The sequence below is a fragment of the Pseudomonas sp. B7(2017) genome (assembly GCF_002112745.1).
GTDB classification, from domain to species: domain Bacteria; phylum Pseudomonadota; class Gammaproteobacteria; order Pseudomonadales; family Pseudomonadaceae; genus Aquipseudomonas; species Aquipseudomonas ekonensis.
In genome coordinates this window covers 176,432-189,015 of the sequence record NZ_NEIP01000007.1, presented here as the reverse complement: position 1 = coordinate 189,015, position 12,584 = coordinate 176,432, and the positions used below count along the sequence as shown (strand labels likewise).

Below are 12,584 nucleotides of genomic sequence, written 5' to 3'. Positions count from 1 at the left end.
CCGCCACCCCATGAAGAAAACGCCTCTCGCGTTGCTGCTGACCTTAGGTCTGCTCAACACCCCGCTTTCGGCCTTCGCCGCCACCGCGCCGCTGGACCTGGTGGGGCCGGTGTCGGACTACAAGATCTACGTCACCGAGCAACTGGATGAACTGGCCAGCCACACCCAGCAGTTCACCGACGCCGTGAAGAAAGGCGACCTGGCCACCGCGCAGAAGCTCTATGCGCCGACCCGGGTGTTCTACGAGTCCATCGAGCCGATCGCCGAGCTGTTCAGCGACCTCGACGCCTCCATCGATTCTCGGGTGGACGACCACGAGAAAGGCGTGAAGGCCGAAGACTTCACCGGGTTCCACCGCATCGAGTATTCGCTGTTCTCCGAGAAGAGCACCGACGGCCTGGATGCCCTGGCGGACGGCTTGAACAAGGACGTCAAGGACCTGCAGGCCCGTGTCGCCGGCCTGACCTTCCCGCCGGAGAAAGTGGTGGGCGGCGCGGCGGCGCTGCTGGAGGAAGTGGCGGCGACCAAGATTTCCGGTGAGGAGGACCGCTACAGCCACACCGACCTGTACGACTTCCAGGGCAACATCGACGGCGCGAAGAAGATCGTCGACCTGTTCCGCCCGCAGATCGAGAAGCAGGACAAGGCGTTCGTGGCCAAGGTCGACAAGAACTTCGCCACCGTGGACAAGATCCTGGCCAAGTACCGCACCCAGGACGGCGGGTTCGAGACGTATGACAAAGTGAAGGAGAACGACCGCAAGGCGTTGGTGGGGCCGGTCAATACCTTGGCGGAAGACCTTTCCACCTTGCGCGGGAAGCTGGGTCTGAACTGAGTCTTGTAGTGTTCTGAAGGGCCCTATCGCGGGCAAGCCCGCTCCCACAGGATTTTGCAGTGGTCACATTTCTGCATCCACCAAGATTCCTGTGGGAGCTGCGGTGCGACGACTCGACTTGCCAGCGAAGGCGTCATTCAAGGCGCCGCAGAACAGAAGCAAGACAGTTGCTCCCACAAAGGATCCCCGTAAAGGTGAACGGGCCTTTGTAGAGCGCTACAGAATGCGGTACAGCAGGCGCTCCACCCTCACCCGGCTCACACGCTTGAGGAACTTGGCCACCCCGGCCGGGTAGTCCGGCAACGCTTCCAGGCTCTGGAAATGCGCGATCCGCGTGGTGTGGCGCATGATGTTGTCCAGTTCCTGCTGCCGCGGCTGCAGCCACTCCCCCTTCGGATCGTCGATCAGCAGCGCGTTTTCCAGGTCAAGACGGAACGCCCGCGGGTTGAGGTTGTTGCCGGTCAGCAAGGTGCGGCGCTCGTCGATCCACATGCCCTTGAGGTGATAGCTGTTGTCGCCCTCGCGCCACAGGTGCAGGTTCAGCTGGCCGCTGTCGATCGAGCGCTGATGGCGCTTGGCGAACCGCCGCAGGCTGATCTCGTACAGGTACGGCAGCGCCGCGATCACCTTGAACGGCTCGCTCGGCGGGATGTAGAAGTCGTTGGCGGTCTTGTCGCCCACCACGATGTCGATCTTCACCCCACGGGCCAGCGCCCGGTTGATCTCGCGGACCACCCCCAGCGGCAGGTTGAAGTACGGCGTGCAGATGGTCAGCTGCCGCTGGGCGCTGGCGATCAGTTCCAGGATCACCCGGTTCAGCGGATTGTTCTTGCCCACCCCAAGCACCGGGCTGACCGACAGTCCGTTGCGCTCGGTGCTGCCGGCCGTGGTGTCGTAGGCCGCGTGCTTGAGGCGGCTGCGCAGGTCGCCGATGTCGTTGCGCAGGCTGCGGGTGGTCGGCAGTTTCGGCAGATCCAGGCGGTGCACGGCCTTCGACTCGATCAGGCCATGCTTGACCAGATGGTGCATCGAATCCGCCAGTTCGCGGCTGTGCAGCAGGTGATAGCGGTCGAAGCGGTACTTGTCGAACTTGTGCAGATAGACGTTGTTCAGGCTCGCGCCGCTGTACACCACGCAGTCGTCGATCACGAAGCCTTTGAGGTGCAGCACGCCGAACAGCTCGCGGGTCTGCACCGGCACGCCGTAGATCGGCACCGTGCTCTGGTGGGTGCGGGTCATCTCCTGATACCACGCCGCGTTGCCCGGCTGCTTGCCGGCGCCGATCAGCCCGCGCTGGGCGCGCAGCCAGTCGACCACCACGGCGATCTCAAGCTCGGGGCGCTTGAGCTTGGCGGCATGCAAGGCATCGAGGATTTCCTGGCCGGCCTCATCGTGCTGCAGATAGAGCGCAACGATGTAGATGCGTTGGGTCGCCTGGGCGATCTTCTCCAGCAGGCAACGGCGGAACTCGGCAGCGCCGGACAGCACGGTCACGGCCTCGGCGGTCAGCGGAAAGCTGCGCAACTTGGGCAGCAGGGAGCGTTTGAAAAGCAACGGCATAGGGCTCGCTATGGGTCGAATCCGAAGAACCCGAGAGCTTACACCATCGATTCGGCCCGGTCTTGTGAGTGTCTGTAAAGACCTCCTGTGGGAGCCAGCCTGCGGGCGATGGCGTCAATGAAAGCGCCACAGAACAAGAACCCCACCCCTGCGCCCGGGACGATCCGCCAAAACGATCGAGAAGATTCACAAAATATCTTCTTGACCAAGGAGAACGATCGTTCTACTGTTTGCCGCATGAACGAAATCAATAGCAACGACACGACCCGCGACATCATCCTGGATGTCACCGAAAAGTTGATCTACAAAAGTGGCATCGCCGCCACCGGCATGGATCTCCTGGTGAAGACCGCCGGTGTCTCCAGAAAAAGTATCTACCGCTACTTCGCCAACAAGGAGGAGCTCACCGTCGCCGCCCTGCAACGCCGCGACGTGCGTTGGATGCACTGGTACAGAACCGCGGTGGATCAGGCCGAAACCCCGGCCGACCGCCTGCTCAACCTGTTCACCGTGCTCAAGGGCTGGTTCGCCTCCGAAGGCTTCCGGGGCTGCGCCTTCATCAACACCAGCGGCGAGACCGGCGACCCCGAGGATCCGGTGCGCCAGGTCGCCAAAGACCACAAACAGAAACTGCTCGACTACCTGTTCGAGCTGTGCACCGAACATGGCGCCGAGGATCCGCAACAGCTGGCCAGACAGTTGCTGATCCTGATCGACGGCGCCATTACCGTAGCGCTTGTGATGGGTGATCACAGTGCCGCCGATAATGCGCAATGCATGGCGCGAAAGTTATTGGACCTGTAACGCCGAAACAAGCCGACAAGTTGTTTAACTGTTAATTGATCGGGAGACAAATATGTCTACTGCAGCCGAAGTTCGTCCGCCATTGCCGCCGTTCAACCGTGAATCGGCCATCGAGAAAGTTCGCCTGGCCGAGGATGGCTGGAACTCCCGCGACCCGGAACGCGTGTCGCTGGCCTACACCCTGGACACCCAATGGCGCAACCGCGCCGAATTCGCCCACAACCGCGCCGAAGCCAAGGCGTTCCTGACCCGCAAGTGGGCCAAGGAGCTGGACTACCGTCTGATCAAGGAGCTGTGGGCGTTCTCCGATACCCGCATCGCCGTGCGTTACGCCTACGAATGGCACGACGACTCGGGCAACTGGTTCCGTTCTTACGGCAACGAGAACTGGGAGTTCGATGAGAACGGCCTGATGTTCAACCGCTACGCCTGCATCAACGACATGCCGATCAAGGAAAGCGAACGCAAGTTCCACTGGCCGCTGGGCCGGCGTCCGGATGACCATCCGGGCCTCTCGGAGCTGGGCCTGTAAGCCCGCGCAGCCTTGACGACACGGCGCCCCGTCCCTGACGGGGCGTCCGCCGTCGAAAAAACTGAACCGCCGCACCAGGCGCCTCTCAATACTTTTATAGCCCTGCCCGGGCCGTGAAAGATCGGAGGTCGTCATGTCCGCGCCCATCATCAAGCTCTTCACCCAGCCCAACTTCGCCTGGAGCGACATCCGCCGCGAAGAAGAGGCCCATCCCCGGCATTACCTCGCCCACCTGCTGTTGCTCGCCCTGATACCCGCCGTCTGCCTGTTCATCGGCACCACCTCGGTCGGCTGGAGCCTGGCGGCTGGGGAAACGGTCTGGCTCAGCAACGCCAGCGCCTTGCAATTGAGCCTTCTGCTGTACCTCACCACCATCGCCGGTGTGGCGATCATGGGCGGGTTCATCCGCTGGATGTCGCGCACGTTCGACGCGCGGCCGACGCTCAACCAGTGCATCGGCTTCGCCGCCTACACCGTCACGCCGTTTTTCATCGCCGGGATCGCCGGCCTGTACCCCAGTCGCTGGCTCGCCATTCTGGTGTTGGGCGCGGCTTCGGTGTACTCCACATTCTTGCTGTTCGTCGGCTTGCCGACCTTCATGCATGAACGCAAGGAACAAGGCCTGCTCTATGCGGCCAGCGTCTGGGGCGTCGGCCTGCTGGTGCTAGTGACCATTCTGGTGTCGATGATCCTGCTGTGGTTCAACGTGCTGACGCCGGAGTACCTGCGCGCGCCGCTCGGCTAGGCGCGGTCGGGGCGCCGGCCGCTCGCCGTGAGTTTCATCGATTGGGTCGCGGTGCTCGGCGCCGTGCTGCTGGCCCTCGCCCTGACGTCTTCATACCTGCGCTGGCTGCCGGTGACGACCTCGGCGGTGTGCCTGTTGCTGGGCATCGCCATCGGCCCCGCCGGGCTGGGCCTGCTGAAGCTTTCGCTGGACGGCGCCTCTCTGTGGATGGAGCATCTGACCGAAGTCGCCGTGCTGTTCTCGCTGTTCATCTGCGGGCTGAAACTGCGCCTGCCCTTGCGTGACCGGAACTGGCGGATCGCCGCCGGACTGGCTGGACCTGTGATGGTGCTGACCATCCTCGGCGTCTGCCTGCTGCTGCATTACGGCCTGGGGCTGGGCTGGGGCCCTGCGCTGCTGGTCGGCGCGATCCTGGCGCCGACCGACCCGGTGCTCGCCGCGCTGGTTCAGGTCAACGATGCCCGCGACGTCGACAGCGTGCGCTTCGGCCTGTCGGGCGAGGCCGGGCTCAACGACGGCATCGCCTTTCCGTTCGTGCTGCTGGGCTTGTTGCTGTTGCCGGCAGGTGACCTGTCGGACAGGTGGGCCGACTGGGCCTTGCGCAGCCTGCTGTGGGCCGTGCCCGCCGGCCTGCTCAGCGGCTATTGGCTGGGGCGCGGCATCGGCCGGATCACCTTGTCGCTGCGCCTGCGCCACGACGACAGCACGGTCAGCCCCAACGATTACCTGGCCCTGGCATTGATCGCCCTCGCCTATGTGGTGGCCGAATCCTTGGGCGGCTACGGTTTTCTCTCGGTGTTCGCCGCAGGCCTGGGCCTGCGCCAGGTAGAGGTACGATCCACCGGGGCGGAACAACCACCGGCCGAACACCTGGTGCAACCGGTGGTGGGCCATCAGAACGTCGAACCGCAGCACGCGGTGCACGGCGACACCGAGCGCCTGGAGGACAGCCAGGTGGCCGCCGGCATCATGATGGGCGACATGCTGGCCTTCGGCAGCCTGGTGGAGCGGGCGCTGGAAGTGTTCCTGCTCACCCTGCTCGGGGTGGTGCTCATGCCCCATTGGGACTGGCGCGCGCTGGTGGTCGGTGGCGTGCTGTTCGGCCTGATCCGACCGGCCTGCGTGGCGCTCCTGCCGTGGGGATCGCTGTTGACGGGGCATCAGCGCCTGCTGATCGGCTGGTTCGGCATCCGCGGCATCGGCAGCCTGTTCTACCTGTTCTATGCCCAGAACCACGGCTTGAACGACGCGCTGACGGCCTTGTGCACCGACCTGACCCTGTCGGTCGTGGCGCTGAGCATCCTGTTGCACGGCGTCAGCACCCAGCCGCTGCTGGCCCGCTATGAGCGGCGCAAGCGCCCTACTTCATCGTCCGGGCGATGATCTCCAGCAGGTTGACCTGGGTGAAGGGTTTCGACAGCCGCGGCAATTGCGCCGCAAACCCTTCCAGGCGCTCGGCATAGCCGGTGGCGAGGACGATCGGCAGGTCGGGCTTGAGCACCCGCACCGCATGGGCCAACTGGGCGCCGGTCATGTTCGGCATGGCCATGTCGGTGATCATCAGGTCGATGACTTCCCCCTGATCGAACAGCGTCAGCGCTTGGGCTCCGGACGTCACGCCGATCACCCGGTGGCCCAGGTCCTCCAGCAGCAGCGTCGTGCTGGTGAGCACCAGGCTGTCGTCGTCCACCACCAGCACGCGCAGCCGCGTGACCACCGGCGAATCCTCGGCGCAGGCCAGCGGCTTGCCAGCCACTGCGTCGTCGGCCACCGGCAACCAGAGCTCGGCGGTGGTGCCCTGCCCCTTTTCGCTCTTGAGCACGAACCGCCCGCCCAGTTGCTCGACGAGCCCGTGCACCATCGACAGCCCGAGCCCCGTCCCTTTGCCGAGCCCTTTGGTGGTGAAGAACGGATCCTTGGCCGACGCCAGCGTCGCATCGTCCATGCCTTCGCCGCTGTCGGCGAAGCTCAGGCACACATACCGCCCGGCCATCACCGGGGCTTGAGCATGCTCCAGCACGACCTCCGGCCGCGTGCTGATGATCACGCTACCGCCTTCCGGCATCGCGTCGCGGGCGTTGGTCGCCAGGTTCAGCACCGCCAGCTCCAGCTGGTTGACATCGGCCATCACCGGATCGAGCCCCTGCGCAAAGCGGGTCTCGATCCGGATCCCCGGCCCCAGGGAACTGCGCAGCAGGCCGGTGATGCCCTGGATCAGCGCGGCCACGTCCACCGGTTCAGTCTTGAGTTCCTGGCGGCGAGCGAACGCCAGCATGCGTTGGGTCAGGGATACGCCGCGTAGCACGCCCTCGGTGGCGTTCTCCAGCAGGCGGCTGACCTTCGGGTCGTCCCCCACCCGTTTGCGCACGATCTCCAGGTTGCCGAGGATCACCGTCAACAGGTTGTTGAAATCGTGGGCGATGCCGCCGGTGAGCTGGCCGATGGCTTGCATCTTCTGCGCCTGGAACAGCGCTTCGCGGGTTTTCTCCAGGGCCTCCTGGGCCTTCTTGCGGTCGGTCAGGTCGCGGGTGATCTTGGCGAACCCGAGCAGTTGCCCGCCGGGGCTGAAGATCGGATCGATCACCACATGGCACCAGAACTGCGTGCCGTCCTTGCGCACGCGCCACCCTTCGCCCTCGAACCGCCCCTCACGGATGGCGGTGTCGAGTGCGCGCTGCGGCAAGCCGGCGGCGCGGTCGCGCTCGGTGTAGAACCGCGAGAAGTGCTCACCGAGGATCTCCGCCTTCTCGTACCCTTTGAAGCGCTTGGCCCCGGAGTTCCAGCTGGTGATGACGCCATGTGGGTCGATCATGTAGATCGCGTAGTCGACCACCGCATCGATCAACAGGCGAAAACGCGTTTCTTCACTGATCGAATTCTTGCTGAAATTTTCGCTCATCGGCTCACACACCCGTCATGACTCTCAGGAGTATGCGTCAAACCACGGGATTGAGAAGCGGCCCGTGCAGATCGACGCCCCCGAATGCGGTCAACGGTAGACGTGCTTCACGATTCGGGCGTGAAGTGCGTTGTAGACAAACATCGGAACCTGATCCACATGCGCGGCCGTCTTGCTCAGGGCCAGGTGGCATTCCCTGATCATTTCGTCGCGTTCAGCCGTCGTGTTGACCGTATTGCCGCTGACCTGCTCGTAGTCGCTGTAGCGGTAGGGTTCGAGCATCGAGGTCACCGTGAGTTTTTTCGACTCATCCAGGCTGTAGGTGCTTTGCCGGCGCAGCACACGGTCATTGAGGGCGCCCAGGCCCCGTTCGTACAGGTGGATCTGCGATCCGTCGACCGTTTTGGCCGCGCTTTCCAGGGCAAAGAGCACCGCGTGGGAATTGCCCAGGCTCGAACGCAGGTCCGACGGCCGCACGAACCGCTCCAGCTCCTGCTTTTCAAGGCTTCTGAATGCCCGCTTGACCCCCGAGATGAACGCGAACGGCAGGCTGCAGGCGACGATGTGCGCTTCGATCCGGTAGCCGGCGCCTGCAGCGAAGGCCGGCAGATTCGCAAAATCGATGTCGTCGAAGGCGCACTCCACGATCATGGAATACCGGCCGGTGAAGGCCTCTTCGAACAGTTTCGCGCAGACTTCGCGCACGAACGACTCCGTGTGTTCGTACGCGTGCAGCACGCCCTTGCGCAGCATGGTGTCGTATTGCGGATGCTTCTTTCGAAAGTCCGGCGAGTACAGCCGGATGTAGTTCGCGTACTGCCCCGACGGCAGCAGCGTCTTTTCCAGCAAGTAGGTCTTGCCGGAGCCTTGCAGTCCGGCGGTGATCAGCAACTGCGGGACTTCGCTGGCCTCTTTGCCGGTGAACAACGCTTCGCGGATGTCGGTATACGCAGCGTTCACGTCGGCAGGGGTGTAGGCATAGGTCGCAAGTTCGGACATGTCATTGATTTCCTTATCAAGGTTCTGTCGTGAGTGACGGCACCGATAAGGCCTGATGTCTGCGACATTTTCAAAGCCGAAAGATTTACCGGATATCTCTTTGATTTTATTAATGAAAAATCCTACAAGCCCAGTTCCATAACACACGAGTGAGAGGGTCAACGACCTACAGGCACAAGGGCTTTTGCAGACGCCTCCTCAGAGGCGTCGAGCGCCCACCACTGCGGCAGCAATTGCCGGATCCGGGCTTCGGCGAACCGATCGTCGATCAGCGTCACCACGCCGCGGTCCTCCTGGGTGCGGATCACCCGCCCGGCGGCCTGCACCACCTTCTGCACACCGGGAAACAGGTAAACGTAGTCATGGCCGGCGCCGAACACCGCCGCCATGCGCCGCTTCATCTGCTCGTTCACCGGGTTGAGCTGCGGCAGGCCCAGGGTGGCGATGAAGGCGCCGATCAAACGCGCACCGGGCAAATCGATGCCTTCGCCGAACGCGCCGCCCAGCACGGCGAACCCGACGCCTTGGCCGTCAGCCGTGAAACGGTCGAGAAACGCCTGGCGCCGCTCTTCTGTCATGCCCCGCGCCTGCTGCCATTGCGCAATGTGCGGATGGCGCTCGGCCAACAGCTGCGCCACTTGCTGCAGGTAATCGAAACTGCTGAAGAACGCCAGGTAATTGCCCGGACGCTCGCCGAACTGGCGGGCGATCAATTCGGTGATCGGCGCCAGCGACGCCTGACGATGGTTGAACCGCGTTGAGATCCGGCTTTCGATCCGCACCTGCAACTGCTCGGCGCAGAACGGCGATTCGACGTCGATCGACACCGTGTCGGCCGGCGTGCCGAGCAGATCGGTGTAGAACCGGCGCGGGGCGAGCGTCGCGGAAAACAGCACGGCGCTGCGGGCGGCGCCGAGGCGCGGGCCGATGAACGCCGCAGGCACCACATTGCGCAGGCACAGCTGTGAGCGCGGGCGCTTGCGGTCGAGGTCGCGTTTGCTGATGTCGAACAGGTAGTGCGCGTCGAACAGTTCCGCCACCCGGCCGAACTGGAGCATCTCGAAGTAGAAGTTCTGCAGGCCGCTGTCGAGCCCCTGCGGGTGATCGTTGAGGTAGTCGCCGATGCTCGCGCAGCACAGGGAAACGGCCTGAAGCAGTTTCTCCCCCACCTTGTCGTAGGCCTGGTACGGCGCCGTCTGGTCGCTGTGCAGGGCGTTCCACTCGCGGTTGACCCGCTGCAGCGGCTTTTTCAGGGCCTCGGGCGCAGCCTTGCGCACGCTGTCCAGGGTCGCCTGGTCGAGGCTCGCGCTGTACATCTGCCGCCCGCGCTCGACCAGGTTGTGCGCCTCATCCACCAGTACGGCGACCTTCCACTGATTGAACTGGGCCAGGCCGAACAGCAGCGCACTGAAATCGAAGTAATAGTTGTAGTCCGCAACGACCACGTCAGCCCAGCGGGCCATTTCCTGGCTCAGGTAATACGGACAGACCGCATGTTGCCGGGCGATCTCGCGGATCGCCGCCTGATCCAGCAGGCGCACTTGGCTGGCCGCCTGCCGCGCGGCCGGCAAACGGTCGTAGAAGCCCCGGGCCAAGGGGCAGGATTCGCCGTGGCAGGCCTTGTCCGGATGCTCGCAGGCCTTGTCCCGGGCGACCATTTCCAGCACCCGCAACGGCAAGGCTTCGTTGCGCTCGAACAGCACGTGCGCGGCGTCCAGGGCCAGTTGCCGTCCCGGTGTCTTGGCGGTGAGGAAATACACCTTGTCCAGTTGCTGCGGCGCCAACGCCTTGAGCATCGGAAACAGGGTGCCGAGGGTCTTGCCGATGCCGGTGGGCGCCTGGGCCATCAGGCAGCGGCCGGTGCTGACGGCCTTGAACACCGACTCGGCCAGGTGCCGCTGCCCGGGCCGGAAGCCTGTGTGGGGAAACCCCAGTTGTTGCGCGCCGAGGTCGCGGGCCTGGCGGTGGGCCAGTTCCTGTTCGGCCCACTGCAGGAACAATCCGCATTGCTGCTCGAAGAAACGTTGCAGGTCGTCGGCGCTGCAGGCCTCGACCAGGCAGGTTTCCTTCTCGCTGACGATGTCGAAGTACACCAGCGCCACGTTGATCCGCGAGAGCCCGAGCCTGCGGCACATGAGCCAGCCGTAGACCTTGGCTTGGGCCCAGTGCAGTTGGCGATGGTTGGGCGGTTGCGTGGCCAGGTCGCCCCGGAAGGTCTTGACCTCTTCGAGGCAGTTCTGCGCCGGGTCGTAGCCGTCCGCCCTGCCCTTGACCTTCAGGTGGCGGAATTCGCCTTCCAGCGCCACTTCGCTCTGATAGTTGTCGTTGCGGCGGGATGCGACGGTGCGGTGGCCGGCGATGCCCTCCAGCGCCGTCGGCGACGGTGTGAAACGCAGGTCGAGGTCGCCGCACTTGGCGGTGAACTCGCACAGCGCCCGCACCGCGATGCTGTAGCTCACAGGTCCGGCTCCTGCCACTGGACATAGCAGACCGCCACGGGCATGCGGTGCAGGTCGCAGAACTCCAGCCAGCGCAATTGGTTGTCTTGCAGGCGGTCGCCGGGGCCTTTGACCTCGATCATCCGGTAGGCCCGTTGCCCGGGCCAGAACTGGATCAGGTCGGGCATGCCGGCGCGGTTGGCCTTGATGTCCAGCAGCAGGCGGTCGAACCAGTGCCGCAGGTGTTCGGCGGGCAGGCAGGCCAACGCCTGCTCCAGCAGCGCTTCGGTCAATGCCCCCCAGAACACGAACGGCGATTGGAGGCCCCACTTGGCGACGAAGCGAGTGCGGATCGTGTCGATGTAGCGGCCGTCGTCGAGTTCGGCCAGGCAGGCCCGGAACAGCTCGGCGCGGCGCGGCTGGAAATCCTCATGGTGCAGGTCCGCCGGGCCGCGCTGGAACGGGTGGAAGAACGCCCCCGGCAGCGGCGCGAAGATCGCCGGCCAGCACAGCAGGCCGAACAGCGAATTGATCAGGCTGTTTTCCACGTAGTGCACCGGGCCGTCGTCTTCATGCAGGTGCAACTGGACGCACTGCTCGACCGACAGCGCCGGATCCAGGCGCGGCAGGTGCAGGTCCAGACGCTCCACAGGCCTGGCCGCCGCACGCTTGACCGGCGGGCCGCCGAGCTTGCGCCGTAGCCTCGGCAGCACCCGTTGCAGGCCCTGCGCTTCGGCCGCGCTTTCCGGCGACTGCTCGGCGAGGTCGCCCGCCTCCAGCGCCAGGCCGTATTCCCCGCAGCGCTCCAGCACCCGGATCATCCGCAGCCGCGCACCGGGGTACGCGCAGTCGCGGTAGATGCCCAATGCCTGGGCGAACTCGCCGAGGCGTTCGCAATACTGGGCGATCTGGAACAGCAGCTTGCCGCGTCGGCGCTGCAGCCACGGGTTGTCGAACGCCAGCGCGGCGAGTTGCCCGACAATCGCTTGCAGCGGCTCGCCGCGCTCGAAACGCTGCTGGCAGTCATGCAGGAACAGGCAGGCATCGACGTCGGCCCGGCTGCGCAGGCTGCGGGAGTCGGCGCTGAGTTCGACCTTTTCGTAGGCGTAGATGCCAAGGTCGGCGAGCACGAACTCCGACCAGTCCTGATGCAGGTTGCCGAAGAACATCAGGCGCAGGCGGTCGCACAGCCCCATCACCGTCAGGCTGAACAGGCGCTCGTCCAGCTCGGGGCACCAGCCGCGCAGCGGGCGCGCTTCGGGGAAGCGTTCGTCCAACGACGCCAGCCACTCGGTTTTCTTGCCTTTGGGCCGGTCGATGTACGGGCCGAAGGCCTGCAGGATCTCATCCTTGAGCAGCACGTCGAACAGCTCGGCCATCGACAGCGGTGCGCATTCGTCGAGCCAGCCCCGCTCCAGCAGCGCCAGGGACGCCTCGCCGATGTCGCCGATCTCCGCGTAGCCGAGCTTGCCCGCCCGGAAATGCACGCCCTTGCGCATGACCAGCCGCACCAGCAGGCCCTGGGAGGCCTGGGGCAGCGCCTTGAAGCCGTGGATGAACGCGTGTTCCGCCTCGTCCATCACATCGGCATAACGAAGCTCAAGCCAATCAAGCACTTGCCGAAAATTGTTAAGGTAATAGAACGGATCGTCGAGGGGATTGGCTGTCACGGTGATGTCGGGTCGTCGCGTACGGATACTGGTTATGCGTACAGATACCAGCTCGGGCAAGCCTGGCGCAAACGAAAAAGGATCAATGGCCTGCGCCGACGG

At 64.4% G+C, this 12,584-nt stretch carries 10 protein-coding genes; 5 read left to right on the top strand and 5 right to left on the bottom strand.

The features are described 5' to 3' along the window. The first annotated feature begins 10 nt into the window (after nucleotides 1-10). On the top strand, nucleotides 11-835 hold the full coding sequence (gene efeO, locus CAG29_RS15695) for an iron uptake system protein EfeO (protein ID WP_085632504.1): 825 nt from the start codon (nucleotides 11-13) through the stop codon (nucleotides 833-835). Between the two features lie 216 nt (nucleotides 836-1,051). Here the strand turns inward: efeO and pssA are convergent, their stop codons facing one another. Next, a complete protein-coding gene (gene pssA / locus CAG29_RS15690; protein WP_085583105.1) occupies nucleotides 1,052-2,395 on the bottom strand; it encodes a CDP-diacylglycerol--serine O-phosphatidyltransferase in 1,344 nt (447 codons plus the stop codon). Between the two features lie 237 nt (nucleotides 2,396-2,632). Here pssA and CAG29_RS15685 point away from each other — a divergent pair, with 237 nt between their 5' ends. From CAG29_RS15685 to CAG29_RS15670, 4 genes are all read left to right on the top strand, one after another. Then, nucleotides 2,633-3,199, top strand: a complete 567-nt coding sequence (locus CAG29_RS15685) for a TetR/AcrR family transcriptional regulator (protein WP_085583107.1) — start codon at nucleotides 2,633-2,635, stop codon at nucleotides 3,197-3,199. A 52-nt stretch (nucleotides 3,200-3,251) separates the two neighbouring features. Further along, nucleotides 3,252-3,731: a nuclear transport factor 2 family protein gene (locus tag CAG29_RS15680; protein ID WP_085583109.1), complete on the top strand. Its 480-nt coding sequence runs from the start codon at nucleotides 3,252-3,254 to the stop codon at nucleotides 3,729-3,731. Between the two features lie 133 nt (nucleotides 3,732-3,864). Beyond that, nucleotides 3,865-4,476, top strand: coding sequence for a Yip1 family protein (locus tag CAG29_RS15675; RefSeq protein WP_085583111.1), 612 nt, complete (start codon nucleotides 3,865-3,867; stop codon nucleotides 4,474-4,476). 27 nt (nucleotides 4,477-4,503) lie between these two features. Next, nucleotides 4,504-5,859, top strand: coding sequence for a sodium:proton antiporter (locus CAG29_RS15670; RefSeq protein ID WP_085632498.1), 1,356 nt, complete (start codon nucleotides 4,504-4,506; stop codon nucleotides 5,857-5,859). On the opposite strand, the gene CAG29_RS15665 is transcribed toward CAG29_RS15670, so the two are convergent. From CAG29_RS15665 to CAG29_RS15650, 4 genes are all read right to left on the bottom strand, one after another. Further along, nucleotides 5,837-7,375, bottom strand: a complete 1,539-nt coding sequence (locus tag CAG29_RS15665; protein ID WP_085694744.1) for a PAS domain-containing sensor histidine kinase — start codon at nucleotides 7,373-7,375, stop codon at nucleotides 5,837-5,839. The genes CAG29_RS15670 and CAG29_RS15665 overlap by 23 nt on opposite strands. 90 nt (nucleotides 7,376-7,465) lie before the next feature. After that, complete coding sequence (locus CAG29_RS15660) at nucleotides 7,466-8,374, bottom strand: zeta toxin family protein (protein ID WP_085583117.1); 909 nt, start codon at nucleotides 8,372-8,374, stop codon at nucleotides 7,466-7,468. Nucleotides 8,375-8,532: 158 nt separating this feature from the next. After that, entirely contained in the window at nucleotides 8,533-10,833 is a 2,301-nt protein-coding gene (locus CAG29_RS15655) for an ATP-dependent DNA helicase (RefSeq protein ID WP_085694743.1), read from the bottom strand. Continuing rightward, the gene (locus CAG29_RS15650; RefSeq protein WP_085694742.1) at nucleotides 10,830-12,482 is read right to left on the bottom strand and encodes a VRR-NUC domain-containing protein; all 1,653 of its coding nucleotides are present in this window, start codon (nucleotides 12,480-12,482) and stop codon (nucleotides 10,830-10,832) included. Before CAG29_RS15650 ends, CAG29_RS15655 begins: the two co-directional genes overlap by 4 nt. Nucleotides 12,483-12,584 lie beyond the last annotated feature (102 nt).